This is a genomic window from Microbacterium sp. NPDC057944 (genome assembly GCF_042887445.1).
Lineage (GTDB): Bacteria > Actinomycetota > Actinomycetes > Actinomycetales > Microbacteriaceae > Microbacterium > Microbacterium natoriense.
Window position 1 is genome coordinate 891,271 of record NZ_JBHVPJ010000002.1, and the last position, 23,421, is coordinate 914,691.

24 protein-coding genes and 1 tRNA gene are annotated in these 23,421 nt (G+C 70.3%); 11 read left to right on the plus strand and 14 right to left on the minus strand.

Going from position 1 to position 23,421, the window contains the following annotated elements; translation table 11 throughout:
* Positions 1 to 9: 9 nt before the first annotated feature.
* The 4 genes from rho to lysA form a co-directional block, all read right to left on the minus strand.
* Entirely contained in the window at positions 10 to 1,941 is a 1,932-nt protein-coding gene (gene rho / locus ACFVRO_RS13735; RefSeq protein WP_386953198.1) for a transcription termination factor Rho, read from the minus strand.
* Between the two features lie 178 nt (positions 1,942 to 2,119).
* On the minus strand, positions 2,120 to 3,049 hold the full coding sequence (gene thrB / locus ACFVRO_RS13740; protein ID WP_386953200.1) for a homoserine kinase: 930 nt from the start codon (positions 3,047 to 3,049) through the stop codon (positions 2,120 to 2,122).
* Positions 3,050 to 3,051: 2 nt separating this feature from the next.
* Positions 3,052 to 4,356 (minus strand): homoserine dehydrogenase, encoded by a 1,305-nt coding sequence (locus ACFVRO_RS13745; protein ID WP_105674712.1) that lies wholly within the window; start codon positions 4,354 to 4,356, stop codon positions 3,052 to 3,054.
* A gap of 90 nt (positions 4,357 to 4,446) precedes the next feature.
* Positions 4,447 to 5,871: a diaminopimelate decarboxylase gene (gene lysA / locus ACFVRO_RS13750; protein WP_386953202.1), complete on the minus strand. Its 1,425-nt coding sequence runs from the start codon at positions 5,869 to 5,871 to the stop codon at positions 4,447 to 4,449.
* Between the two features lie 149 nt (positions 5,872 to 6,020).
* Between lysA and ACFVRO_RS13755 the strand changes: the two genes are divergently transcribed.
* A complete protein-coding gene (locus tag ACFVRO_RS13755) occupies positions 6,021 to 7,061 on the plus strand; it encodes a YihY/virulence factor BrkB family protein (RefSeq protein WP_386953205.1) in 1,041 nt (346 codons plus the stop codon).
* A 24-nt stretch (positions 7,062 to 7,085) separates the two neighbouring features.
* On the opposite strand, the gene ACFVRO_RS13760 is transcribed toward ACFVRO_RS13755, so the two are convergent.
* The gene (locus tag ACFVRO_RS13760; protein WP_386953208.1) at positions 7,086 to 7,934 is read right to left on the minus strand and encodes a DUF2993 domain-containing protein; all 849 of its coding nucleotides are present in this window, start codon (positions 7,932 to 7,934) and stop codon (positions 7,086 to 7,088) included.
* Between the two features lie 26 nt (positions 7,935 to 7,960).
* The gene (gene argS, locus ACFVRO_RS13765) at positions 7,961 to 9,625 is read right to left on the minus strand and encodes an arginine--tRNA ligase (RefSeq protein WP_223586651.1); all 1,665 of its coding nucleotides are present in this window, start codon (positions 9,623 to 9,625) and stop codon (positions 7,961 to 7,963) included.
* A 71-nt stretch (positions 9,626 to 9,696) separates the two neighbouring features.
* Between argS and ACFVRO_RS13770 the strand changes: the two genes are divergently transcribed.
* Both ACFVRO_RS13770 and ACFVRO_RS13775 read left to right on the plus strand, forming a co-directional pair.
* The gene (locus tag ACFVRO_RS13770) at positions 9,697 to 10,503 is read left to right on the plus strand and encodes an SGNH/GDSL hydrolase family protein (protein WP_386953211.1); all 807 of its coding nucleotides are present in this window, start codon (positions 9,697 to 9,699) and stop codon (positions 10,501 to 10,503) included.
* Between the two features lie 16 nt (positions 10,504 to 10,519).
* Positions 10,520 to 10,592, plus strand: a tRNA-Arg gene (locus ACFVRO_RS13775).
* Between the two features lie 94 nt (positions 10,593 to 10,686).
* On the opposite strand, the gene ACFVRO_RS13780 is transcribed toward ACFVRO_RS13775, so the two are convergent.
* Together ACFVRO_RS13780 and ACFVRO_RS13785 are read right to left on the minus strand one after the other, a co-directional pair.
* Entirely contained in the window at positions 10,687 to 11,514 is an 828-nt protein-coding gene (locus ACFVRO_RS13780) for a CPBP family intramembrane glutamic endopeptidase (protein WP_386953214.1), read from the minus strand.
* Between the two features lie 143 nt (positions 11,515 to 11,657).
* Entirely contained in the window at positions 11,658 to 12,029 is a 372-nt protein-coding gene (locus tag ACFVRO_RS13785) for a hypothetical protein (protein ID WP_386953217.1), read from the minus strand.
* A gap of 82 nt (positions 12,030 to 12,111) precedes the next feature.
* On the opposite strand from ACFVRO_RS13785, the gene ACFVRO_RS13790 reads away from it, so the two are divergent.
* The 4 genes from ACFVRO_RS13790 (at position 12,112) to ACFVRO_RS13805 (ending at position 14,482) form a co-directional block, all read left to right on the plus strand.
* Positions 12,112 to 12,546, plus strand: a complete 435-nt coding sequence (locus tag ACFVRO_RS13790; protein ID WP_223586654.1) for a MarR family winged helix-turn-helix transcriptional regulator — start codon at positions 12,112 to 12,114, stop codon at positions 12,544 to 12,546.
* Positions 12,547 to 12,568: 22 nt separating this feature from the next.
* Entirely contained in the window at positions 12,569 to 12,991 is a 423-nt protein-coding gene (locus ACFVRO_RS13795; RefSeq protein ID WP_386953220.1) for an organic hydroperoxide resistance protein, read from the plus strand.
* A 19-nt stretch (positions 12,992 to 13,010) separates the two neighbouring features.
* Positions 13,011 to 13,988 carry a zinc-binding dehydrogenase gene (locus tag ACFVRO_RS13800; RefSeq protein WP_386953222.1) on the plus strand — a complete coding sequence of 326 codons (978 nt, stop codon included), beginning with the start codon at positions 13,011 to 13,013 and terminating at the stop codon, positions 13,986 to 13,988.
* 89 nt (positions 13,989 to 14,077) lie between these two features.
* Positions 14,078 to 14,482, plus strand: coding sequence for a RidA family protein (locus ACFVRO_RS13805; RefSeq protein WP_386953225.1), 405 nt, complete (start codon positions 14,078 to 14,080; stop codon positions 14,480 to 14,482).
* A 27-nt stretch (positions 14,483 to 14,509) separates the two neighbouring features.
* Here ACFVRO_RS13805 and ACFVRO_RS13810 read toward each other — a convergent pair whose 3' ends face one another.
* The 5 genes from ACFVRO_RS13810 to ACFVRO_RS13830 are packed head-to-tail and all read right to left on the minus strand — an operon-like array spanning position 14,510 to position 18,575.
* Entirely contained in the window at positions 14,510 to 15,586 is a 1,077-nt protein-coding gene (locus ACFVRO_RS13810; protein WP_386953228.1) for a DNA polymerase IV, read from the minus strand.
* Positions 15,587 to 15,640: 54 nt separating this feature from the next.
* Positions 15,641 to 16,033, minus strand: a complete 393-nt coding sequence (locus tag ACFVRO_RS13815; RefSeq protein ID WP_386953230.1) for a DUF1304 domain-containing protein — start codon at positions 16,031 to 16,033, stop codon at positions 15,641 to 15,643.
* 37 nt (positions 16,034 to 16,070) lie between these two features.
* Positions 16,071 to 16,961, minus strand: a complete 891-nt coding sequence (locus ACFVRO_RS13820) for a CPBP family intramembrane glutamic endopeptidase (RefSeq protein WP_386953233.1) — start codon at positions 16,959 to 16,961, stop codon at positions 16,071 to 16,073.
* Positions 16,958 to 17,683 carry a tRNA (guanosine(46)-N7)-methyltransferase TrmB gene (gene trmB / locus ACFVRO_RS13825; protein WP_386953236.1) on the minus strand — a complete coding sequence of 242 codons (726 nt, stop codon included), beginning with the start codon at positions 17,681 to 17,683 and terminating at the stop codon, positions 16,958 to 16,960. The genes ACFVRO_RS13820 and trmB overlap by 4 nt, the downstream gene beginning before the upstream one ends.
* Before the next feature lie 49 nt (positions 17,684 to 17,732).
* Complete coding sequence (locus ACFVRO_RS13830; protein WP_341942466.1) at positions 17,733 to 18,575, minus strand: DUF3097 domain-containing protein; 843 nt, start codon at positions 18,573 to 18,575, stop codon at positions 17,733 to 17,735.
* A gap of 122 nt (positions 18,576 to 18,697) precedes the next feature.
* On the opposite strand from ACFVRO_RS13830, the gene ACFVRO_RS13835 reads away from it, so the two are divergent.
* From ACFVRO_RS13835 to ACFVRO_RS13850, 4 genes are all read left to right on the plus strand, one after another.
* On the plus strand, positions 18,698 to 20,728 hold the full coding sequence (locus ACFVRO_RS13835; protein ID WP_386953239.1) for a TPM domain-containing protein: 2,031 nt from the start codon (positions 18,698 to 18,700) through the stop codon (positions 20,726 to 20,728).
* A gap of 56 nt (positions 20,729 to 20,784) precedes the next feature.
* Entirely contained in the window at positions 20,785 to 21,528 is a 744-nt protein-coding gene (locus tag ACFVRO_RS13840) for a PspA/IM30 family protein (protein WP_105676542.1), read from the plus strand.
* Positions 21,529 to 21,594: 66 nt separating this feature from the next.
* On the plus strand, positions 21,595 to 22,398 hold the full coding sequence (locus tag ACFVRO_RS13845; RefSeq protein ID WP_386953242.1) for an arginase family protein: 804 nt from the start codon (positions 21,595 to 21,597) through the stop codon (positions 22,396 to 22,398).
* Complete coding sequence (locus ACFVRO_RS13850) at positions 22,395 to 22,874, plus strand: Fe-S oxidoreductase (protein ID WP_386953245.1); 480 nt, start codon at positions 22,395 to 22,397, stop codon at positions 22,872 to 22,874. Before ACFVRO_RS13845 ends, ACFVRO_RS13850 begins: the two co-directional genes overlap by 4 nt.
* Before the next feature lie 70 nt (positions 22,875 to 22,944).
* Here the strand turns inward: ACFVRO_RS13850 and ACFVRO_RS13855 are convergent, their stop codons facing one another.
* Positions 22,945 to 23,415, minus strand: coding sequence for an SIP domain-containing protein (locus ACFVRO_RS13855; RefSeq protein ID WP_386953248.1), 471 nt, complete (start codon positions 23,413 to 23,415; stop codon positions 22,945 to 22,947).
* Positions 23,416 to 23,421: the final 6 nt, after the last annotated feature.

Consider the following 23,421-nt stretch of genomic DNA (forward strand, 5'->3'; position numbering starts at 1 on the left):
CGGCGATGCTCAGCGGATGTTGTTGTCGTGCCCGTGCGCACCCGACGGGAGCGTGGGGATCGACTTCTGCATCTGGACGAGGAACTCGACGTTCGAGTGCGTCTCCTTGAGCTTGCCCAGGACGACCTCGAGGGCCTGCTGCTGGTCGAGGCCGGCAAGGGCGCGACGCAGCTTCCAGGTGATCTTCACCTCGTCGGGAGAGAGGAGCATCTCCTCGCGGCGGGTGCTGGAGGCGTTCACGTCGACAGCGGGGAAGATCCGCTTGTCGGCGAGGGCGCGCGACAGACGCAGCTCGCTGTTGCCGGTGCCCTTGAACTCCTCGAAGATGACCTCGTCCATCTTGGAGCCGGTCTCGACGAGCGCGGTCGCGAGGATCGTGAGGGATCCGCCGTTCTCGATGTTGCGCGCGGCGCCGAAGAAGCGCTTGGGCGGGTAGAGCGCCGAGGCGTCGACACCGCCGGTCAGGACGCGACCGGAAGCAGGAGCCGCGAGGTTGTACGCACGGCCGAGACGGGTGATCGAGTCGAGCAGAACGACGACGTCGCGGCCCAGCTCGACGAGGCGCTTGGCGCGCTCGATGGCGAGCTCGGCGACCGTCGTGTGGTCTTCGGCGGGGCGGTCGAAGGTCGAGGCGATGACCTCGCCCTTGACGGTGCGCTCCATGTCGGTGACCTCTTCGGGGCGCTCGTCGACGAGCACGACCATGAGGTGGACCTCGGGGTTGTTCTGCGCGATCGCGTTCGCGATCTGCTGCAGCACGATCGTCTTGCCCGCCTTGGGCGGCGCGACGATGAGGCCGCGCTGGCCCTTGCCGATCGGCGCGACCAGGTCGATGATGCGCTGGGTCAGCTTCTCGGGGGCCGTCTCCAGACGCAGTCGCTCCTGCGGGTAGAGCGGGGTGAGCTTGCCGAACTCGACGCGGGTCGCCGCATCGTCGATCGACAGGCCGTTGATCGAGTCGACCTTGACCAGCGCGTTGTACTTCTGGCGTCCCGGCTGCTCACCCTCGCGCGGCTGCTTGATCGAGCCGACGATCGCGTCGCCCTTGCGCAGGTTGTACTTCTTGACCTGGCCGAGCGAGACGTAGACGTCGCTGGGACCGGCGAGGTAGCCGGTGGTGCGCACGAACGCGTAGTTGTCGAGCACGTCGAGGATGCCGGCGATCGGGATGAGGACGTCATCCTCGCCGATCTCGGTCTCGAACTCGTCGGTCGGAGCGCCGTTGGTGCGGCGCTTGTTGCGCTGACGGTTGCGGCTGTTCGCCGAGCCCTGCTCGTCGTCGGCCGGAGCGCTCTGCTGCTGCGGCTCGTTCGCGCCCTGCGCGTTGCCGTTCTGGCCACGGCCACGGTTGCGGCTGCGGTTGCGGTTGCGGCCACGGCCGCCCTGCTCGTCGCCGCCGTCTGCGCCGTCGGCCGAGTCGGATCCCTGAGCGCCGTCGGCGGCCGGAGCGGCCTGCTTCTCGGCGGCGGGAGCGGCCTGCTTCTCGGCAGCGGGAGCAGCCTCTGCCGGAGCGGCATCGGCGGCGGGCGCCTCGGCGGTCTCCGCAGCGGGCTTCTTGGCGCCGCGACGGGCGCGGGTGGTGGTCTTCGCGGCGGGCGCCTCGGCATCCGCGGCGGCGGCCGGAGCCTCGGCAGCGGGCGCGGTGGCGGGAGCATCCGACGCCGGAGCCTCGGTGGTCTCCGCGTCGGCCTTCTTCGCACGGCTGCGACGAGGGGCCTTCGCCTTGGGCGCGGCCTCTGCAGCGTCGGCCGCAGGCGCCTCGGAGGCGGCCGGAGCCTCAGCGGCGGCGGGTGCCTCCGCTGCGGACTTCTCGGCCTTCGCCGCGGCGGTCGCGGTGGTGGCCCTGCGCGGTGCGCGCTTGCGAGCCGGGGCGGCCGCAGCCGCCGGTGCCTCGGCGACGGGCGCCGCCTGGTCGTTCTGGGTCTCGGAGAAATTCTCCACGAGTACTCCCTCTTTGGTCTCGGAGACATGAGCGTCTCGCGCACAACGGGTGCTGCGCGCGATCGCACGGGCTGACGCTCGGCGCCGGCCGGCCTTGGCACCGGATGCTCAGATGAGCGGTGCCTGAAGGATTTGCGTGCGGGTCTTGCAGAGTTGCAATGGGGCCAGATTCACGCAGTTACGTGGAGCCCTCCGCTCGATCCCCCACTGTACCACCACGCACGTCGACCGCGAGCAGCAGCGCTTCCCACGGGGTGTCGGTGACGCGGTTGGCGAGTTCGACGGCGTCCTGGCGGCTGCCCGGTCCGTCGGCGAGCACGAGCACGCTGGGGCCCGCACCCGAGACCACGGCCGCGAACCCTGAGGCCCGCAGGGCCTGCACGAGCCGCTGGGTCTCCGGCATCGCCTCGGCGCGGTAGTCCTGGTGGAGCCTGTCTGCGGTGGCGTCGAGGAGGAGCTCGGGGCTCTGCATGAGCGCGGCGATGAGCAGCGCCGAGCGCGAGACGTTGAAGACCGCGTCCTCCGTCGACACCTGCGGCGGCTGCAGCGAGCGGGCCTTCGAAGTCGACATCGTGTACGAGGGCACCAGCACGAGCGGAGACACGCCGCGGTGCACGAGGAGCTTCTTGTGCTGCGGACCCCGCTCCCCCATCCAGGCGATCGTGAGGCCCCCGAAGAGCGCGGGCGCGACGTTGTCCGGATGCCCCTCGATCTCCGTGGCCAGGCGCAGCAGGTCGGCGTCGTCGATCTCGACGTCTCCGGCGAGCAGCCCCTTGGCCGCGAGGATGCCCGCGGTCACCGCGGCACCCGATGAGCCGAGTCCGCGCCCGTGCGGCACGCCGTTCTCGGCGACGATGCGCAGTCCGGGCATCGGGCGCCCGAGGTCGGCGTAGACGTGCCGGATCGTGCGGACGATGAGGTTCGAGTCGTCGCGCGGGATCTCGGCGGCTCCCGATCCGCTGACCTCGATCTCGAGCTCGCCCGCGGGCAGCTCGGTCACCAGCAGCGAGTCGTAGACGCTGAGCGCGAGACCGAGGGTGTCGAACCCCGGGCCGAGGTTGGCGCTGGTCGCCGGAACGGTGACCTCGACGGTGCGGCCGGCGGGCATCGTCACTCGCCTTCCACGCGCAGCACGGACACGACGCGCTCGACGACCGCGCTGCCGGCCAGAGCGTCGACGGTGGCGCTGAGAGCCTCCTCGGTGGCGCGGTGCGTGCCGATGATGAGGCGCGCCGTCGGCTCCGACTCACCTTCGACCGTCTGCACGACCGTCGCGACCGAGACGCCGCCGTCGCTGAGGATGCCGGCGACGGTGGCCAGGACGCCCGCGGCATCCGCCACCTGCAGGGTGATCTGGTAGCGCGTGGTGACGTGGCCGATCGGGACGACGGGCAGGTTCGCCCTGGTCGATTCGCCGACGCCCACGCCGCCCGCGATGTGACGACGAGCAGCGGAGACCACGTCGCCGAGCACAGCGGATGCCGTCTGCACGCCGCCGGCGCCGGCGCCGTAGAACATCAGCGAGCCCGCGGCCTCGGCCTCGACGAACACGGCGTTGTTCGCGCCGTGCACGTTCGCGAGCGGGTGCGACTGCGGCACCAGGGCCGGGTAGACGCGCACCGAGATCGACTCGGCGCCGTTCGCCTCGATGCGCTCGCACACCGCGAGCAGCTTGATGACGAACCCGGCGGCCCTGGCCTCCTCGATCATGGAGGCGGTGATGGAGGTGATGCCCTCGCGGTGCACGGCCTCCAGCGGGACGGCCGTGTGGAAGGCGAGGCTGGCGAGGATCGCCGCCTTCTGCGCGGCGTCGTACCCCTCGACGTCGGCGGTCGGATCGGCCTCCGCGTAGCCGAGCCGCTGCGCGTCGGCGAGGACGTCGCCGAAGTCGGCGCCCTCGGTGTCCATGCGGTCGAGGATGTAGTTCGTCGTGCCGTTGACGATGCCCATGATGCGCACGACGCGGTCGCCCGCGAGGGAGTCGCGCAGGGGGCGGATGATGGGGATCGCTCCCGCGGCGGCGGCCTCGTAGTAGACGGAGGCGCCAACCCGATCGGCGGCCTCGAAGAGCTCGGGTCCGTGCGTCGCGAGCAGCGCCTTGTTGGCGGTGACCACGTCGGCGCCGGAGCCGATCGCCTGGAGGATGTTCGTGCGCGCCGGCTCGATGCCGCCGATGAGCTCGATCACGATGTCGGAGCCGAGGATGAGCGACTCCGCGTCGGTCGTGAACAGCTCCTTGGGCAGGTCGACGTCGCGAGGGGCGTCGAGATTGCGCACGGCGATGCCGGCGAGCTCGAGCTCGGCGCCCGCGCGGTCTGCGAGCTCGTCGCCGTGACGCAGCAGCAGCGCCGCGACCTGGGACCCTACGGCTCCGGCGCCCAGAAGCGCCACCCGAAGTCGTCTGTACTCTGTCATTTCGCCGCTCCTGCGTCGCTGGTGGTCATGGGTGTCTTTCAGAGGTGTCTCGCTCGCCGTCCGCCGTCGCGCGCCCGCGCGACGGGAGGATCAGCGCTCGATGTCGATGTCGTCGGCGGAGGCCGGGTCGATTCCGGCATCCCGTGCCAGCACATCGGCGATGGTCTCGCCGCGGACGATGATCTGCGCGCGGCCGTCGCGGACGGCGACGATCGGCGGGCGCGGCACATGGTTGTAGTTGCTCGCGAGCGACGCGCAGTACGCGCCGGTAGCGGGAACCGCCAGCAGGTCTCCTGGCACGAGGTCGTCGGGGAGGTACTCGTGGTCGACGACGATGTCGCCGGACTCGCAGTGCTTGCCGACGACGCGGCTCAGCTGCGGGGCGCCGATCCCCGATCGAGACGCCAGGCGTGCGGAGAACTGCGCGCCGTACAGCGCAGGGCGGGCGTTGTCGCTCATGCCGCCGTCGACGCTGATGTACCGGCGCACCGCCCCGGACTCCAGCTCGACGTCCTTCGTGGTGCCGACCTCGTAGATCGTCACACCGGCGGTGCCGACGATCGCCCGACCGGGCTCGAAGGACAGCGCCGGGATCTCGATGCCGCGAGCGGCGCACCCCTCGGCGACCGCCGCCACGATCTCTCCGGCGAGCGTCTCGATCGGGGTCGGGTCGTCGACCCGCGTGTACGCGATCCCGAAGCCGCCGCCCAGGTTCAGCTGCGGCACGGGCCCGCCCTCGAGCAGCGACGCGTGCAGTTCCAGCACACGGGAGGCCGACTCGCGGAAACCGGCGACGCCGAAGATCTGCGAGCCGATATGGCAGTGCAGTCCGGCGAACTCCAGCCCGCGGATCTCGCGGATGCGGGCGACAGCGCCCTCCGCCTCGGCGAGGGGGAATCCGAACTTCTGGTCTTCGTGAGCCGTGGCGAGGAAGTCGTGGGTCTCGGCGTGCACGCCGCTGATCACCCGCACGAACACCCGCTGCACGGCATCCGTCCGCGCCGTGATGGCTGCGAGGCGCTCGATCTCGATGGCGCTGTCGACGATGATCGATCCGACGCCGACCTCGACGGCGCGCTCCAGCTCGGCCGTGGACTTGTTGTTGCCGTGGAACCCGACGGACGCAGGAGCGACACCCGCCGCGAGCGCGACCTCGAGTTCCCCTCCGGTGCACACGTCGACGCGGAGTCCCTCGTCGACCACCCACCTGGCCACCGTCGTGCACAGGAAGGCCTTGCCCGCGTAGTACACCTGGGCGGTCGTGCCGTTCTCTCCGGCCGCGGCGTCGAAGGCGAGCCGGAACGCACGCGCACGAGAGCGCACCTCGTCCTCGTCGAGGACGAGCAGCGGGGTTCCGAACGTCCGGGCCAGTCCCGTCGCGGACAGTCCGGCGATGGTGAGCGCTCCGTCGACGTCGCGGCGGGCCGATGACGGCCACACGGCGGGCACGAGGTCGTTCGCGTCGTCGGGGACGACGAGCCACTCAGGGGCGAGCGAGTCGGCAGGGGAAAGCACGGAGCACCAATCGTGGGATGGAGCGCGCCACGGGATGCGCGCGTCGAGTTGACCCGATTCTAAGGCAAGCCCCGGATCGCCTCCGTCACGGAGACGTGCCGAGTCAATCCCCTGCACCGACCGACCAGCGGCTCGTAGGGTGGGGCGTGATGAGCACCGAACAGCACACCCCAGGCCCCGCCCGCCCCGGTCCGATCCCCCGCGCCGTCGCTGCGGTCGTGCGCGGGGCGCTCACCCTCGCCCCGGTCCGCGCCGCGCTCCTCTACGTGGAGCGCCGGGGCCCGATGCTGGCAGACAGCGTCACCTACCGCGCGCTCTTCAGCGTGTTCGCCGGAGTGCTTCTGGGGTTCTCCATCGCGGCGCTGTGGCTCGCGGGCAACCCGGTCGCGTGGAAGGCGATCATCGACGCCGTGCAGGCGGTCGTGCCCGGCCTGATCGGCGAGGAGGCCGTCGTGAAGCCGTCCGAGCTGCGCCGCCCCCTCTCGTTCTCGATCGCGGGCGCCGTCTCCATCGTCGCGCTGACCGGTTCCGCTCTCGGTGCGATCGGCTCGCTGCGCACGGCGGTCCGCGTTCTCGCCGGCACGGCGCAGGACGACATCCTCTGGATCTGGGTGATGCTGCGCAACCTGCTCCTCGCCGTGGGAATCGGCGCGGCCTTCGTGCTCGCGGCCTTCCTCACCGTCACCGGCCGCGTCGGCATCACGTGGATCAGCGGCCTGCTCGGCCTCCCCGCCGACTCCGCGGTCGCGGAGTGGAGCGTCAGGCTGGTGTCCCTGCTCGTCGTCTTCGCGATGGACGCCGCACTCATCGCGGCCGTGTTCCGACTGCTGTCGGGACTGCGGGTCTCGAGGCGGACGCTGTGGACGGGATCCCTGCTCGGGGCCATCGGTCTCCTCGTCCTGCAGGAGCTGTCCGGCCTCTTCGTCGGCGGAGCGGCGAGCAATCCCCTCCTCGCGTCCTTCGCCTCGCTGCTCGCGCTGCTGATCTGGCTCAACCTGTCGGCGCAAGTCATCCTGATCGCGTGCGCGTACATCGTCACCCTGCACGAGGAGCAGGGCGACAGGGTGCGGTCCCGCTACGGTGCAACGACCTTCGAGGCGCGGCGGGTCCAGCGCGCAGAGGTCGACCTCGCCATCGCGACCGCAGCGCTCCGCGCAGCGCAGGACGCCGCCTCCTCCGCGAAGCCCTGACGGACCACCGCGGCGCCGACGGGGTCAGCCCCGGGGGCAGGTTCCCGGCTGCTGCAGGCTGTCGTCAGTGACGATGGCGCCGTTCACGTCGACGTCGATGACCGCACGGGTGCCCGTGATCTTCAGCCCCGTGATCGTGATGCCCGCCGGGAGCTGATCGGCGATGCAGATCGTCTGCGTCTTGGTGAGGGCGGCGCCGACGGAGCCGAGCGTGTCCTGGACCCGGTCCGCGTCGAGCACGATGCCGCCCACGCTGATCCCCTGCGGCGTGAGCTGCAGGTCGCCGTCGACGACGCCGGGGGTCACGGTGACCGAGACCGGGAGCGCGAGTCCGAGCACCTGCACGCTGCCGCTGACCGTGGCGTCCGGCGCGTCGAAAGCCACCTGATCGACCGGGAGGTCGGTGGACGAGAGCAGCGTCGTGAACTGGCTCTCGTCGACGGTGATCGTGCCGGAGGCTCCGGCGAGATCGCCGCCGCGCAGCGGGACGCCCTTCGCCGTGACGTCGGCGGCGCCCGTGATCCCCTGGATCGTCACGGAGTCCGTCGAGAGGTGCAGACTGTCGAGACGGCCCCCGATGAGCTGCGGCAGCAGGATGCCGTCGGCGTCGACGTCGAGCTGCTGGTCGGCGGGGAGGTCGAGCTGCTCCACGACGATGGAGCGCACAACGCCGGGAAGGATCGCCCGGACGAGGAGCTCCCCCGCGACGGCGAGGAGCGCGAGCACCACCACGATGATGAGCAGCACCCACGGCCACCGCTTGCGCCTGGCGGGGGCGGGGGCATCCGCCGTCTGCGCCCCTCCGGGGATCACGAGGGTGGGATGCTCGGCATCGGCCTCGGGATACGGCAGGGTCGGGTTCTCATCGCTCATGCCCCAATCCTGCCGTACCCGGGAGGTCACATCCGTTCGGGCGCGGAGACTCCGAGGAGGTCGAGGCCGTTGCGGAACACCTGCCCTGCGGCGTCGTTCAGCCACAGGCGGGTGCGGTGCACGCTCTCGATCGGGTCGTCGCCCTGCGGGATCACACGGCAGTTGTCGTACCAGCGGTGATACAGCCCTGCGAGCTCCTCCAGGTAGCGCGCGACCCGGTGCGGCTCGCGCACCTCTGCCGCGAAGCCGACGATGCGCGGGAACTCCTGCAGCGCGCCGAGCAGAGCGCTCTCGGACTCGTGGGTGAGCGTCTCCGGTGCGAACTCGGAGCGGTCGACACCGGAGTCGGCGGCGTTGCGGGCGACGTTGTGCGTGCGCGCGTGGGCGTACTGCACGTAGAAGACCGGGTTGTCGTTGGTGCGCTTCTGCAGCAGCTCGGGGTCGAGGTCGAGCGGAGAGTCGGCGGGTGAGCGCTCGAGCGCGTACCGCAGCGCGTCGGTGCCGATCCAGGACTGCAGGTCGTCCATCTCGATGATATTGCCCGCGCGCTTGCTCAGGCGGGCGCCGCGGATCGACACCAGCTGGCCGATCAGCACCTGGATGTTCTTCTCCGGGTCCTCTCCCGCGGCCCCGGCGACGGCCTTCAGACGGTGCACGTAGCCGTGGTGGTCGGCGCCGAGCAGGTAGATCTTGTTCTCGAAGCCGCGGTCGCCCTTGTTCAGGTAGTACGCGGCATCCGCGGCGAAGTAGGTGTACTCGCCGTTGGAGCGGCGGATCACGCGGTCCTTGTCGTCGCCGAAGTCGGTGGTGCGCACCCAGACCGCGCCGTCCTCGTCGAAGACGTGCCCCTGCTCGCGCAGACGATCGAGGGCCTGGTCGATGAGGCTGGTGCCGTCCTCGCCCTTCGCGTGCAGCGTGCGCTCCGAGAACCAGACGTCGAACGGCACGTTGAAACGGCCGAGGGATGCCTGGATCTCGGCGAGCTGGAACGCATAGGCCAGGTCCCGCGCCACGACGAGCTGCTCGTCCTCGGGCAGCCCCAGCAGGTCGGGACGAGCCTCAAGCACGCGCCCCGCGAGCGTCGTGATGTACTCGCCGGGGTACCCGCCCTCCGGCGTCGGGCGCCCGTTGGCCGCGGCGACGACGGACAGCGCGAAGCGCTCCATCTGCGCCCCGGCGTCGTTGATGTAGTACTCGCGGACCGCGTTCGCGCCGCTGGCGAGCAGCAGCCGGACGATCGAGTCGCCGAGGGCAGCCCAGCGCGTGTGCCCGATGTGCAGCGGCCCGGTCGGGTTCGCCGAGACGAACTCGACGTTCACGCTCACGCCGCGCTGCGACTCGTTGCTCCCGTAGGCGTCGCCGGCGTCGACGATGACCTTCGCGAGCGCTCCGGCCGCGGCCGCGTCCAGGCGGATGTTGATGAACCCGGGTCCGGCGACCTCGGTGCTCGCGACGCCCTCGACCTGCGCGAGGCCGTCGGCGATCTGCTGGGCGAGTTCTCGCGGGTTCGTGCCGAACGGCTTGGCGAGGCGCATGGCGATGTTCGACGCCCAGTCGCCGTGGTCGCGGTTGCGGGGGCGATCCAGCACGATGTCGGATGCCGAGAGCCCGAGCGGCTCGCCCGGACGTCGCTCGGCGGCAATCGGTGCGAGGACGGCGATGAGGGCTTGGGCGAGCGTTTCAGGATTCATAGGCTCCCCAGTTTACGGCGCGTCGACGGGTCGGAATTTGCGCGGAACCCGGCGTGATCTACAGTCATGCCATGAATCCGGTGATCGACCGTCGTCGTCTGCTCCTCGCGGGGCTCGCCGTCGGAACCGTGCTCGTCCTCGCGGCGGTGGTCCTCGGCGTGTGGAAGCCGTGGTCTCCTGGGCCGTCGAGCGCAGCCGTGGCGGGCGCCGGGCACGGCGATGCGGTCACGATCGCCCCTGCGCCGCTGACGCTGCCCGAGCATCCGACCGTCCTCGTCTTCGGCGACTCCTGGACGTACGGCTCCGCCGCGAGCGAGCCCACTCTCGGCTACGCCTACCTGCTGGCGGACCTCGTGCACGGGACGACGATCGTGAACGGCGTCCGCGGGAGCGGCTATCTCAAGCCCGGCATCGACGGCCCCGCCTTCGGCGAGCGCATCGCCGCGCTCGACCCCGCTCTCGCACCGGACCTGATCATCATCCAGGGCTCGATCAACGACAGGGCGCAGGGAGAGGCCGGGTATCGCGAGGCGGTGACGGCGGCGTGGGACGCGATGGCGGCGAAGTACCCCGAGGCGCAGATCGTCATCCTGGGCCCTGCACCGCACAAGCTGCCGGTGGGGGCCTCGACGGCGCGCATCGACAGGGATCTCGCCGCGCTCGCCGGCGCGCGCGGCTGGTGGTACATCTCCCCCGTCGCAGACGGCTGGATCACTCCGCAGAACTACCGCAACGTGATCGACGTCGACCTCGGACGCAAGCATCCGTCCACCGCAGGACACCGCTACCTGGCCGAGCAGCTCGCCGCTGCGCTCGCTGAACTGAGCGGCGCGCCGGTCACGGTGGCCGGTGGTTCGGAGACCACCCCCGAGCAGTGATATTGTCGATCGGTACGCCTCCGTAGCTCAGGGGATAGAGCGCCGGTTTCCGGTACCGTAGGTCGGGGGTTCGAATCCCTCCGGGGGCACACACACGGGTTGAGAAGTGCGAGCGAGAGCGTCGCGATGTGAACCCAGAGACACGGAAGGGCCCCGCCTGATCAGGCGGGGCCCTTCGTCGTCTCAGACCTGCGCCGGCCGAACGACTCCGCGGACGACGGGCGCACCACCCTTGCGCATGAGCCAGACGGCCGCGGCGAGCGTGAGCACCCAGCCGATCACCTCGATGAGCAGGTGATCGGTCGCGTTCGGCACCGACTGCAGCAGGTACACCCGGATGCTGTTGATCGCCCCGTGGGTCAGGACGGCGGGCCACACGCTACCCGACCGCCAGCGCAACGCGAGCAGGAGCGGCGCCCACGGCAGCATCCCCGCGAAGTAGATCACGATGTCCCAGAACGGGAGGTCGCCGATGACGGCGAGGACGGGCAGGTGCCAGACGATCCACACCAGGCCGCTCACGACCGCCAGCGGCCAGAAGCCCCACGATGCGGCGCGGGTGGCCAGCCAGCCCCGCCAGCCGAACTCCTCGCCGATGGCGAAGACCGACTGCATCACGAACACCGGGAGTATCCACACCGCGGTCCCGATGATCTGATCCACAGGGTTGAGCGTCCAGATACCCGTGGCCACCGCGATGGCGGTCTGGATCGCCGCGATCGCTGCGATGAGGCCGATGCCGATGCCGGCCCAGCCGAACGCTCCGCGCCAGCCGGTCGCGAAGGTCGACCGGAAGGTCCCCGGCCTCCGGATGAGCCACATGATGATCGCGGCGAGCAGCGGCGTCATCTGCATGATCGGGGTGATCACGTTGTAGAGGTCTGGCGGGACGAGCCGGAAGACCATCGGCACGGAGATCGCGAAGCACAACAGGATCGCGATCGTGAAGAACCAGGCGACATCGGCGCCGATGGGACCGGCGGGTCGGCTGCGTGCGGGAGACACCTTCATGGAGACCTCTGTTCGTCGACGTGAGCGGGCGAACTTTCGTCGCCTCTGGCACCGTAGGCGTGGGCTCTCGACGGCAGGAACGGGGGTAACCCGACGACTCCCGGGGGAAACCCGGAATCACCGATCTCCGGACCCGAGGACGGTCAGTTCAGAGCCGCGGTCTCCGCGATCGGGCCGAGACGGGCGAGAAGGAGCTCCCCCGCCGTCCCCATGGCCGCCACCGCGCATACGATCACGATGAAGCCGATCAGGACGAAGAGGACAAGCCCTCTTCGTCTCTGCACGATCGTGAGCACCACTGCGGCGAGCGCGCCGAGCATCGCGACGGTCTGCCCGGCCACGGTCGCGAACGCCATGCGCATCGCGGACTCCTCCGTGAGCGCGCCGTAGCTGTTCAGCAGCACAGACAGTACGGCTGGGAGCACCAGCACGCTCATCAGGAGCACGAAGCGGCGGCGCAGCCACCATCGCGGCATCGTCGATACGACGGGGGCATCAACGGCGACTGTGCTCATGGGGCCACCCTAGAGGTCTCCGGCGTCGACGGACAGCCGTCATTAAATTGTGCACAATTGAATTGTGTGCAAGACTCGCCTCATGCCGATCACCGAAGAGATGGTGTGCTTCTCGCTCTACTCGGCGGCGCGCGCCACCACACAGGCCTATCGCACCCTGCTCGCTCCGTGGGGGCTCACGTACCCGCAGTACCTCGTGCTGGCGATCCTCTGGAACGAGGGAGAGCAGACCGTCGGATCCCTCGGAGATGCGATGCAGCTCGACTCCGGCACCCTCTCCCCCCTGGTGCGCCGCCTCGAACAGGCCGGCCTCGTGACGAAGCAGCGCAGCACGACCGACGAGCGCGTCGTCACGGTGCAGCTGACCGAAGCCGGCCGCGCGCTGCGCGCCGAGGTCGCCCCGATCCGCGCGCAGATCGCCGATCTCGCCGGCGTGCACGACGATGACCGCCGCCGGCGGCTGATCGCCGAGCTCCAGGAACTCACCGCGCTGCTCCAGAAGAGCACCGCGAACTGACCACTCGAAAGGAATCCACACGATGGACGCTCTCTACACCGCAGAAGCCCTGGCGACGGGCGCAGGCCGCAACGGCCGGGTCGCCACGTCAGAGGGTCGACTCGACGTCGACCTCGCCGTACCCAAGGAGCTCGGCGGCAGCGGAGACGGCGCGAACCCCGAGCAGCTGTTCGCCGCCGGCTACGCGGCCTGCTTCCACTCCGCACTGCAGACCGTGGCCCGCGCGCAGAAGGTCGCGATCACCGATTCCTCGGTGGGGGCGCGCGTGCAGATCGGCTCCAACGGCGAGGGCGGGTTCGGGCTCGCCGTGCAGCTCGAGGTGGTCATCCCCAACCTTCCCCACGAGCAGGCCGTGGCGCTGGCGGATGCCGCGCACCGGGTGTGCCCGTACTCGAACGCCACCCGCGGCAACATCGACGTCGACATCACCGTCTCCGACGACTGATCCCACAAGGAGAACAGACATGCGTGCACTCATCCACCACACGTTCGGCGAGCCCGAAGAGGTCCTCGCAGTCGAAGACCGCCCGCTTCCGGAGCCCGGTCCGGGGCAGGTGCGCCTGCGCATCCTCCTCTCCCCGATCCACAACCACGATCTGTGGACCATCCGCGGCACCTACGGCTTCAAGCCCGAGCTGCCAGCGGCGTCCGGCACCGAGGCGCTCGGCATCGTCGATGCGCTCGGCGACGGCGTCGAGAACCTCACGATCGGCCAGCGCATGGCGACGGGCGGAACCTTCGGATCCTGGGCGGAGTACCTCGTCACCACGGCCGCAGGCCTCGTGCCGGTTCCCGACGCGATCCCTGACGAGAGCGCCGCGCAGCTGATATCCATGCCGTTCAGCACGATCAGCCTGCTGCAGTTCCTGGAGGTCGGCGAGGGCGACTGGATCGTCCAGAACGCCGCGAACGGCGCAGTCGGACGGATGCTGGCGCAGCTCGGGGCTGCGCGCGGCGTCAACGTGCTCGGTCTCGTGCGCCGCACCGAGGGCGTGGAGGAGCTCCGCGCCCAGGGCATCGAGAACGTCGTCGCGACCGACCAGGACGACTGGCGCGAGCAGGCGGCGGCGCTCACCGGCGGCGCCCCGATCGTCGCCGGTGTGGACTCCGTCGGCGGAGCCGCATCGGGACACGTGCTCTCGCTGCTCGCCGAGAACGGCACGCTCGTCGCCTTCGGCGCGATGAGCTCGCCCGTGATGGAGATCGCCTCGGGCGACGTCATCTTCAAACAGGCCACCGTCAAGGGCTTCTGGGGAAGCAAGGTCAGTCAGGCGATGGATGCCGCCACGCGCGGCGCCCTGTTCGGAGAGCTGATCCAGCGCGTCTCCGACGGCACCCTCACCCTGCCCGTCGCCGGAGTCTTCGACGCGGCCGACGCCGCGGATGCCGTCCGCGCGAGCAACACGCCGGGCCGAGTGGGCAAGGTGCTCCTGAAGTTCTGAGCGTCTGCGATGTCGAGGGGCGGGGCGCATGGCGCTCCGCCCCTTCTCGCGCCCCACGCGATGTCGGCGCCCAGGGCCACACTGGGGCCATGGACACCATCACTCTCCTGCAGCCGGACGGCCTCGTCGTCAGTCCCGCATTCAGCCACGTCGCCGTCGTCCCGCCCGGCGCGACGACGATCTACGTCGGCGGCCAGAACGGCGTCGACGCGACCGGCACCGTCGTCTCCGCAGACGCCGGCGAGCAGTCACTCCGTGCGGTGGAGAACGCCCGCGTCGCGCTCGAGGCCGCCGGGGCAGGTCTCGACGACGTGGTCAGCTGGACGGTGCTGATCCAGCAGGACGCGGATCTGCGCGCCGCGTATGGCGCGGTGGCGTCGAAGCTGGCACGCGAGGGTGCACCTCCCCTCGTGACCGCGGCGCTCGTCGCGGGTCTCGGGGTCCCCGGTGCGGTGATCGAGGTCAGCGCCGTCGCCGCGGTGTTCCGCGACTGAGCGCGCGCCGGGCCTCGCCTCCCGACGTCAGATCCTGCCGCGCACCGGCGTCCGCTCCGCGGTGTCGGCGTCATCGGGCATGGTCATCTCCGCGCGGACCCCGAGCAGTCTGACCTCGCGGTCTCGATCGAGCGTGCCGCCCAGCTCGAGAGCGGCGGCGACCACCTGGTCGCGGTCGAGGGTCGGCTCGGCCAGCTTGCGTCCGAACGTCTTCGTCTCGAAGGGCGCGTACCGCACCTTCAGGTGCACCCGCACGACCGCGCGCTCCTCGGCCGCGCAGTCGTCGAAGGCGCTGGCGGCGAGCTCGCGGATCGCCACCTCGACCTCCTCCGCCGTCGTGAGATTCCGCTGAAAGGTCGTCTCGCGGCTGTGGCTGCGCGCCACCCAGGGAGTGTCGTCGACGATCGCGGGGCCGATCCCCGCGCCGAGATCGCGGTACCAGATCCCCATTCGCGGCCCGAACTCCGCGACGAGCTCCTGCTGATCGGCATCCGCGAGCTGGCGCACGGTGTCTATCCCGTGCGTCGCGAGCCGCTTCTGCACCTTGGGTCCGACGCCCCAGAGGTCGCGCGTGGGCTTCTCCCCCATCACCGCGAACCAGTTCGCGGCGGTGAGGCGGAACATGCCGCGAGGCTTGCCGAACTCCGTCGCGATCTTCGCTCTCACCTTGTTGTCGCCGATGCCCACCGAGCAGTGCAGCCCTGTGGCGTCCCGTACCGCCGTCTGCGCATCGCGTGCGACCTGCTCCGGATCGTCGGACTCGACCCCGAGGAAGCACTCGTCCCAGCCGATCACCTCCAACACGACGCCCGGCAGCGAACGCAGCGCGGTCATCACCTCGTGCGAGGCGGCCTCGTAGGCCTCATGGTCGACGGGGAGGAAGACGGCGTCATCCGGAGCCTTCCTCGCCGCGATCTTGAGCGGCATCCCCGACCCGATGCCGAAGGCTCTGGCCTCGTACGACGCCGTCGACACGACGGCGCGCTCCGTGGGGTCTCCCCGCCCTCCCACGATGACCGGGAGGCCGGCGAGCTCGGGGCGGCGCAGCACCTCGACGGCCGCGATGAACTGGTCCATGTCCACGTGCAGCACCCAGTCGGCCATGACACGAGTGTGACGGCTCCGAGCCGCGGTGTCACCCCCGGGGACGCGACGACGTCAGGAGACGGCGACGCCGATCGCGGTGGCGACGACGGCCAGCAGCGGCAGCGTGCCCTGCATGAGCGCGGCACGGGTCTTCGACCGGTCCGACAGGACGAGCACGAGAGCGGCGGCGAGCATCGTGCCCGTACCGGCGAAGACGAGAGTGAGCCCGACGGTCGCGCTGCCCATGATGTACAGGCCCACCCCGAGCAGCGCCGTGAGCGCCAGGAAGAGGTTGTAGAAGCCTTGATTGAAGGCGAGCTGCTTCATCGTGACGGCATCCGCTTCGCTGGCGACGCCGAAGATCTTCCTCGTCTCCGGCTCCGTCCACTTCAGCGATTCCAGCGCGAAGATGAAGACGTGGAAGGCCGCCGCGGCGGCGGCGAGGACGAGTCCGGCGATGATCATGACTCGATTCTCCCACCGGCGGAGCCGGGAGACATCGTCAGACGAGGAAGATCGGCAGCAGTCCAGGGTTGTGCGCATGCACGAGCACGCCGAAGACCACCGCGTCGAACAGCAGATGCACCGTGACGACGTAGGCGAGCGAGTGCGTGCGGACGAAGATGAACCCCTGAAGCAGGGCGAACGGGATCGTGAGGACGGGTCCCCAGGCGCGGTACCCCAGCTCCCAGAGGAAGGACACGAACACGATCGCCTGCAGCACGTTGGCGACGGCATCGGGGAAGTGCCGGCGCAGCAGGGCGAAGACCGTGCAGATGAAGAACAGCTCGTCCCAGATGCCGACGGCCCCGACGCCGACGAACAGTCGGGCGATCAGCTCGGGAGAGTCCACCACTGGCCAGTTCTGGTAGACGCCGCTGGTGATGAAGTAGAACGGCAGGATCAGCCATCCGAGCACCAGGACGGCGACGAGCCATCCCCACTGCAACCGCCCCCAGCGACGATGCGCACGCCAGGGGAATCCGATCGCGCGGTCGCGGAAGAGGTATCGCGACACGATGTAGGGCACAACGACCGCTCCGCCGAGGGCGAGGGTGAAGCGCAGCATGGCGAGGTTGTCGAGTTCGGCGGCGAGGGGGATGACGCTGACGATCAACAGTCCGATCGCGATCAGGGACAGGTCGCGCGTGAGCGAGGGCTGCCGACGGATGCCGATCTGCCGAGCCGTCTCGCGCCGCGCTCCCATGCTGACGATCTGGTCGTCGACGGCCTTCCCGCGTTCGCTCAGCCAGGCCGTGCCGATGCCGAGCGCGAGGAGCAGCCAGCCGAGCCATGCGATCTGGAGCACGAAGAACGCCGGCGCGGCCGCGCAGACGAGAAGGGCGGGCGCGATGCCGGGCCATACCGCCGTGCCGCGCCCCTCCGCGCTCATGCGCGGTCTCGCCTCCGGTACACGAGGTCTCGGATGTCCCGCCCCTTGGCGATGCCCTTGCGCTCGAAGGCGGTCATGACGCGCCCGTCGAAACGCTCGGCCCACTCCCCTTCGAATGCCCGCTCGAAGAGCGGCTCGGCATCCAGGACCTCGCGCATCTGCAGCGCGTAGTCCTCCCAATCGGTGGCGAGACGCAGCAGTCCGCCATCGCGCAGCGCTCGCGCCGCGGCGTCTCCGAACCCGGGGCGCACCAGCCGACGCTTCGTGTGCTTCTTCTTGTGCCAGGGGTCGGGGAAGAAGATCCACACCTCGGCCGCGGCTGCGTCGGGGAGATACGACGAGAGCACCTCCGGTGCGTTGGCCTCGACGACCCGCAGGTTGCGCGCGCCCTCGCGATCCGCATCGAGCATGGTGCGCGCGAGACCTGCGCGGAAGACCTCCACTGCGAGGAAGTCGTCTTCCGGGCGCGACGATGCCGCCGCCACGATCGCGTGGCCCTGGCCGGAGCCGATCTCGATGTACAAATCAGCGTCGCGGCCGTACTCGGACGACGGGTCGAGCCGAGCGTCGGGGTGGACGGAAGTCCACGCGATGTCGCGAGGGACGTCGAGCAGGTACTGCGGGGCGAGCTCTGCGAAGGCGCGCTCCTGCGCATCGGACATCCGACCGCTCCTGCGTACGAAGGACACCGGCTCGTCGCGGAAGATGCGGGGTTCGGGCATCCTTCCAGGGTAGTAGAGAGGCGCGGCGGCATCCGCTCCTCCCGTCCGGCTACCGCGGCGCGGGAGCCGTCACGAAGTCGATGAGCTCTTCGACCCTGCCGAGCAGAGCCGGTTCGAGGTCGCGATAGGTGTGCACCTTCGACAGGATCCGCTGCCACGCGATGCCCGTGTCCGCCTGCGTCTCGTAGGGCCATCCGAACGCGCGGCAGATTCCGGTCTTCCAGTCCGTGCCTCGCGGGATCTCCGGCCACTTCGCGATGCCGAGCGCCCGAGGGGTGACGCACTGCCACACATCGACGAACGGGTGCCCCACGATCTTCACGTGACGACCGTGCGGGCCGCGCGAGACGGCGTCGGCGATCCTGGACTCCTTGGAACCCGGCACGAGGTGATCGACGAGCACGCCGTAGCGGCGGTCCGCGCTCGGCGGCTCGGCGGCAAGCAGCTCGTCGAGCAGATCGACGCCCTGCAGGAACTCGACGACGACGCCCTCGACGCGGAGATCGGCGCCCCACACCTTCTCGACGAGCTCGGCATCGTGCTTGCCCTCGACGAGGATGCGGCTGGGCAGCGCGACGCGGGCGCGCTGGTCGGCCACGACGAAGGAACCGGATGCCGTGCGCCGGGGCCCCTGCTCCACCGCCTTCGGAACCGTCAGCCGCACAGGGCGCCCCTCGATCAGGAAGCCGCCGCCGAGCGGGAACAGACGCTTGCGCCCCTTCCAGTCCTCGAGCTCCACGGTGCCGCCCTGCACCTTCGTCACCGCGCCGCAGTAGCCGTCGTCGGCGACCTCGACGACCAGATCGAGGTCGGCGGGCACCTCGGGCACCGGCTTCGCCGCGCGCTCGCGCCATCCCGCGGCGAGCACATCCGATCCGTATCTGTCATCCATGCCATCCAGCGTATGTGTCTCCGCTGAGGGCGAACGGCGATCAGCGCCCGAGTGCTGTCGCGTGTCGGCTCGTATGCATAGACTCGACCCATGGGGCACGGCCACCGGTCGGAGGGACAGGCATGAAGACTCGCTGGCTGACGTTCGGTGCGCTGGTGCTCGCCGCCACCGCCGGACTCATCTCGTCTGGAGCCGCGTACGCGACCGATCCGCTGACGCTCGACCAGGGCTACGTCACCGATGCCGCGGGAGTGCTCAGCGCCGACGAGGAGAGCGCGGTCGAGGCGCGGCTGCAGACCCTCTCCGAGAACTCGTCGGCCGACCTCTTCGTCGTGCTCGTCGACGACTTCACCTCCCCGTCGGACAGCGCGCAGTGGGCCGATCTCGTCGCCGAGAACAACAACCTCGGAACCGCGCAGTACCTCCTCGCGATCGCTGTGGAGGGGCGCAGTTACTACATCTCCGCCGCCCCCGGCGGTCCGCTCAGCGACAGCAAGCTCGATGACGTCGAAGACAAGATCCAGCCGCTCGCGAGCCAGAACGACTGGGAGGGCGCGATCGTCCTCGCCGCAGACGAGATCCAGGGCGACGGCGGCGCCGGCGCCCTGCGCACCTTCTTCATCGTCCTCGCCGTCATCGCCGCCGGGCTGCTGATCTGGCTCGTGATCTTCCTCGTGCGGCGGTCGCGTCGCGCCGCCGCGATCCGCGAACGCGGGGGAATGCCCGAGAAGCCCGACCCGAACGACCCGTTCTCGACGCTCACCGACGAGCAGGTGCAGACCCAGGCAGGCGCGGCACTCGTCCAGGCCGACGATGCGCTGACCTCGAGCAAGGAGGAGCTGGGATTCGCCGTCGCGCAGTTCGGCGACGGCCCCACGTCCGAGTTCACGGCCGTGATCGACGCCGCGAAGGCGAAGATGTCGGAGGCGTTCGACCTCAAGCAGAAGCTCGACGACGAGATCGAGGACACGGTCTTCGATCGTCGCGCGTGGCACATCCGCATCATCCAGCTCTGCGCTGAGATCGACGCGGTCCTCGACGCCAACACCGACGCGTTCGACGAGCTCCGCAAACTGGAACAGAACGCTCCCCAGGAGCTCGAGCGAGTGCGCGCAGAGCGCGCAGCGCTGACGCCGGTGCTCGCGGGGGCCGCTCCCGCGCTCGCCTCGCTCGCCGCCGCCTATGATCCGTCGGCGCTCCGCACGGTTGCGGACAACCCGGCGCAGGCTCAGGAGCGCGCTGCGCTGGCCGACCACTCCATCGAGGCCGCCGCCGCGGCCATCGCCGCGGCGAAGACGGGCGATGCCGCATTCGCGATCCGCACGGCGGAGCAGTCCGTCGCCCAGGCGACCCAGCTCGTCCAGGCCATCACCTCGCTCGGCGCCGAGCTCGCGTCCATCGAGACGCAGGCCCAGGCTCTCATCACCGAGCTGCAGGGCGACATCGCGACAGCGCAGCAGCTCCCCGACGGCTCCGGCACGATCGCGCAGGCCGCCGCCGCGACGCAGCAGCAGCTGCAGCAGGCCCAGGCGAACCTCACGGGTGCCGCGCGCAGCCCTCAGCGGGTTCTGGAGGCTCTCACCGCGGCGAACTCGCAGATCGACGCGGCGATCGCGCAGGGCAGGGAGACCGTCGAGCGCGCGCGCCGCGCACAGCAGATGCTCGAGCAGACCCTCGCGCAGGCCGACTCCCAGATCCGCGCGACCAGGGACTTCATCGAGACGAGGCGCGGCAGCGTCGGCAGCACCGCGCGCACCCGGCTCTCTCAAGCCGAGGCGGAGCTCAATCAGGCGCTGAGCCTGCGCGCGAGCAGTCCGGAGCAGGCCCTCGCCTCCGCGCAGAACGCCGTCGAGCTCGCACGCCAGGCCAGCTCCTCCGCGCAGTCGGATGTCTCGTCGTACGTCGCAGACGACAGCTGGGGCGGCAGCCCCTACGGCGGCTCCCGCTCCGGCGGCTCCGGTCTCGGCGGAGACATCCTCGGCGGCATCATCGGCGGTCTCCTGTCCGGAGGCGGCGGAGGTGGCGGCGGCTCCTCACGGAGCAGCTGGCGATCCAGCGGCAGCGGCGGCTTCCGCAGCTCCGGGTTCGGTGGCGGCGGCGGACGTTCCAGCGGGGGCGGACGCTCCGGACGCTCGGGCGGACGACGCTTCTGAAACTCATAGACGCATAAGTGAAGATCTCGATCAGGACCCTCTGAAAGGAAAACCGCATGACCAAGCAGTCCATCTTCGGACGAATCTCGACGCTCGTCCGCGCGAACATCAACGCGCTCCTCGACTCTGCAGAAGACCCGCAGAAGATGATCGACCAGCTCGTTCGCGATTACACCAACAACATCGCCGACGCCGAGTCCGCGATCGCCGAGACCATCGGCAACCTGCGCCTGCTCGAGCGCGATCACGAGGAAGACGTCCAGTCGGCCACCGAGTGGGGCAACAAGGCTCTGGCCGCGAGCCGCAAGGCCGACGAGATGCGCTCGACCGGAAACGGTGCGGATGCCGACAAGTTCGACAGCCTCGCCAAGATCGCCCTCCAGCGCCAGATCAGCTCGGAGCGCGAGGCCTCTGCGGCCGAGCCGCAGATCGCCGCTCAGACCGAGATCGTCGACAAGCTCAAGACCGGCCTCAACGGCATGAAGGAGAAGCTCGGCGAGCTGAAGAACAAGCGCAGCGAACTGCTCGCCCGCGCCAAGGTCGCCGAGGCGCAGACCAAGGTGCAGGACGCGATCGGCTCAATCAACGTCCTCGACCCCACCAGCGAGCTGGGCCGGTTCGAAGACAAGGTCCGCCGCCAGGAGGCTCTTGCGCAGGGCAAGGCCGAGCTCGCGGCATCCAGCCTCGACGCCCAGTTCGAGAGCCTCGAAGACCTCGGCGAGCTCACCGAGGTCGAGGCGCGCCTCGCCGAGCTGAAGGCGGGCGGCTCCGCCCCCCGCACGGCCATCGAAGGCTCCTGATACACCCGCGGATGCTCCGGACCCTCCCGGTCCGGAGCATCCGCTCCTTCCTCTCTGGAGGCACCCATGGTGCGTTTCCTCGTCGTCCCGCAGTGGCAGGGCTCTCCCGCCGCCCGCGCGATGCTCCTCATCGACGGCGCCACCGCCATCGCGGGTGATCTCCCCCGCGCCGCGACCACCGTGCTCGACGTCCCGGTCGAAGCCGGCGAGTCGCTGGGCACCGGTGTGCGGCGCCTGAGCGCCCTGCTGCGCACCCGCGACCTCGTCCGCGATGCGATGACCGCCGATACGGTCGTCATCGGCGGCGACTGCAGCGTGACCGTCGCCGCCCTGGCGGCACTGCCCGGAGGCACCGACGACCTCGCCGTCGTGTGGTGCGACGCGCACCCCGACATGCACACCCCCGAGACCTCGCCGTCCGGCGCCTTCTCCGGCATGGCCCTGCGCGCCGTGATCGGCGACGGCGAGCCTCAGCTCGCCCTCTCCCCCGGGATCCCGCGCGAGCGCATTGTGGCCGTGGGCCTGCGCAACCTCGACGATTCCGAGGTCGCGGAGACCGATGGACTGAACATCCTGTCCGCCGACGACCTCGAATCCGCCGACGCGCTGGCCGACGCCGTCCGGGCGACCGGAGCCGCACGGGTCTGGGTGCACATCGACGTCGACGTGCTCGACCCATCGGAGCTCTCCGGCGTGTCCGAGGCTGCGCCGTTCGGCCTCGCCACGGCCACGCTGAGCGCGGCGATCCGGAGGCTTCGTGAGAGCGTGCCGCTCGCCGGGGCCACCATCTCCGGCTTCGCGCCGCGGACACCAGCCGACGCCGTCGACGACCTCGGCGCGCTGCTGCGGCTCGTCGGCGCGGTCGCGTGATCGACGACTGGCGACCCGCCGCCGAGGCGGCGCTGGAACGCGGACGGCGATTCGATCGACGCATCCCGTCGTTCCTGCTCCGCTCCCCTGTCAGCCGCATCGGCTACTGGTGGGGGACGTCCGTCGGCTGGCTCTGGGGATCCCTGTGGAGCACGGGGCCGGTCGAACGCCGCGCAGGACTCTGGGTGTTCCGCGGGATGCCGAGCTGGACGTTCAATCGCGGCGGGGTGTGCGTCGGCGGCTGCTTCCTCACCGGCGATGACGACCCGAGCGACGCCGTGCTGCGTCACGAAGCCGTGCACAAGGCGCAATGGCTGCGGTACGGCTTCCTGATGCCCGTGCTCTACCTGTTCGCAGGCCGGGACCCGCTGCGCAACCGCTTCGAGATCGAAGCCGGTCTCGAGGACGGCAACTACGTGCGTCGCAGTCCTGCTCAGCGCACCGCAGCGCGCAGCGCGGATCACTCCCCCGCGTAGGCTCCACCGCCGGACGCACGAACGGGCGAGATGCCGAGGCCGCTGTGCAGCCCTGGTCAGCAGTCGGGAATCAGCGCTCGATCGGGAGCAGACCGAAGCGCTCCGGCGCGTGGATCTGCGTCGGCTCGACGTCGAGCGTCGAGGTCAGGTGCTCGATGATGTCGGCTGTGCCGAGGAACCCACCGAGCAGGGTGACGTGCGTCTCGAACTCGTCGTCGATGAGCATCTCGTCGGCCCAGGCGCAGGTGGCGCGCGCGAGCGCCTGCCCCGATGCGCATGCGCGACCGGTGCCGGGCGCGCCGCTGCGGTCGCCGCGGGCGAGCCACGTCACGGTCATCCGACCGGGGGCCTCGATCACGCCGATGTCGGAGGCCTGAGGAACCTCGATGAAGATCCGCCCCGATGCGCACAGAGGCAGCGTGGTGAGGAAGACCTCCAGCTCGGCGAGCGAGTTCTCATCCGCCGTCACGAGGTGGTGGGAACGCCGACGAGCCGCGCGGCGCTCTGCGCGCGTGCTGCGAGTGTCGAGGGAGGTGTTCATCGTCCC

Excerpts from the sequence above, each read along its gene's own strand:
- thrB (WP_386953200.1), bottom strand. The coding sequence starts at position 3,049 with ATGCCCGCCGGCCGCACCGTCGAGGTCACCGTTCCGGCGACCAGCGCC.
- ACFVRO_RS13745 (WP_105674712.1), bottom strand. The coding sequence starts at position 4,356 with ATGACAGAGTACAGACGACTTCGGGTGGCGCTTCTGGGCGCCGGAGCC.
- ACFVRO_RS13755 (WP_386953205.1), top strand. The coding sequence starts at position 6,021 with ATGAGCACCGAACAGCACACCCCAGGCCCCGCCCGCCCCGGTCCGATC.
- ACFVRO_RS13760 (WP_386953208.1), bottom strand. The coding sequence starts at position 7,934 with ATGAGCGATGAGAACCCGACCCTGCCGTATCCCGAGGCCGATGCCGAG.
- argS (WP_223586651.1), bottom strand. The coding sequence starts at position 9,625 with ATGAATCCTGAAACGCTCGCCCAAGCCCTCATCGCCGTCCTCGCACCG.
- ACFVRO_RS13770 (WP_386953211.1), top strand. The coding sequence starts at position 9,697 with ATGAATCCGGTGATCGACCGTCGTCGTCTGCTCCTCGCGGGGCTCGCC.
- ACFVRO_RS13780 (WP_386953214.1), bottom strand. The coding sequence starts at position 11,514 with ATGAAGGTGTCTCCCGCACGCAGCCGACCCGCCGGTCCCATCGGCGCC.
- ACFVRO_RS13785 (WP_386953217.1), bottom strand. The coding sequence starts at position 12,029 with ATGAGCACAGTCGCCGTTGATGCCCCCGTCGTATCGACGATGCCGCGA.
- ACFVRO_RS13790 (WP_223586654.1), top strand. The coding sequence starts at position 12,112 with ATGCCGATCACCGAAGAGATGGTGTGCTTCTCGCTCTACTCGGCGGCG.
- ACFVRO_RS13795 (WP_386953220.1), top strand. The coding sequence starts at position 12,569 with ATGGACGCTCTCTACACCGCAGAAGCCCTGGCGACGGGCGCAGGCCGC.
- ACFVRO_RS13800 (WP_386953222.1), top strand. The coding sequence starts at position 13,011 with ATGCGTGCACTCATCCACCACACGTTCGGCGAGCCCGAAGAGGTCCTC.
- ACFVRO_RS13805 (WP_386953225.1), top strand. The coding sequence starts at position 14,078 with ATGGACACCATCACTCTCCTGCAGCCGGACGGCCTCGTCGTCAGTCCC.
- ACFVRO_RS13810 (WP_386953228.1), bottom strand. The coding sequence starts at position 15,586 with ATGGCCGACTGGGTGCTGCACGTGGACATGGACCAGTTCATCGCGGCC.
- ACFVRO_RS13815 (WP_386953230.1), bottom strand. The coding sequence starts at position 16,033 with ATGATCATCGCCGGACTCGTCCTCGCCGCCGCCGCGGCGGCCTTCCAC.
- ACFVRO_RS13820 (WP_386953233.1), bottom strand. The coding sequence starts at position 16,961 with ATGAGCGCGGAGGGGCGCGGCACGGCGGTATGGCCCGGCATCGCGCCC.
- trmB (WP_386953236.1), bottom strand. The coding sequence starts at position 17,683 with ATGCCCGAACCCCGCATCTTCCGCGACGAGCCGGTGTCCTTCGTACGC.
- ACFVRO_RS13830 (WP_341942466.1), bottom strand. The coding sequence starts at position 18,575 with ATGGATGACAGATACGGATCGGATGTGCTCGCCGCGGGATGGCGCGAG.
- ACFVRO_RS13835 (WP_386953239.1), top strand. The coding sequence starts at position 18,698 with ATGAAGACTCGCTGGCTGACGTTCGGTGCGCTGGTGCTCGCCGCCACC.
- ACFVRO_RS13840 (WP_105676542.1), top strand. The coding sequence starts at position 20,785 with ATGACCAAGCAGTCCATCTTCGGACGAATCTCGACGCTCGTCCGCGCG.
- ACFVRO_RS13845 (WP_386953242.1), top strand. The coding sequence starts at position 21,595 with ATGGTGCGTTTCCTCGTCGTCCCGCAGTGGCAGGGCTCTCCCGCCGCC.
- ACFVRO_RS13855 (WP_386953248.1), bottom strand. The coding sequence starts at position 23,415 with ATGAACACCTCCCTCGACACTCGCAGCACGCGCGCAGAGCGCCGCGCG.